Source organism: Hungatella sp. SL.1.14 (assembly GCF_024460495.1).
Taxonomy (GTDB): domain Bacteria; phylum Bacillota; class Clostridia; order Lachnospirales; family Lachnospiraceae; genus Hungatella; species Hungatella hathewayi.
In genome coordinates, this window is record NZ_JANFYJ010000389.1 from 1 (window position 1) to 298 (window position 298).

The 298-nt window shown below is 55.7% G+C and carries 1 pseudogene; it reads left to right on the forward strand.

What is annotated here, in order from left to right:
* Nucleotides 1–221: pseudogene (locus NE473_RS31495) on the forward strand (hypothetical protein); the annotation flags it as partial.
* Between the last annotated feature and the right edge of the window lie 77 nt (nucleotides 222–298).

Below are 298 nucleotides of genomic sequence, written 5' to 3' on the forward strand. Positions count from 1 at the left end.
GCCATTATGAGGGCGTGGATGAGCGTGCGCTGGAGCTGGTGGCCACGGATTACTTATCCATCGGGGACTACGTCTTAACCGGCGGAGAACTGCCGGCTATGGTTATGATTGACTGCGTCTCCCGTCTCGTTCCCGGGGTGTTAAATAACGATGTTTCGGCGGAGTTTGAATCCTTTCACGATAACCTTCTGGAGAAAAGATGTTCTCAACCGAAACCATGATCAGAAGCAGGGGCAGCGTCACGCCGACGGCGGCCAGAGCCGTGTCGGAATGCAGCATGCCGGTGTAAGCGGTATCG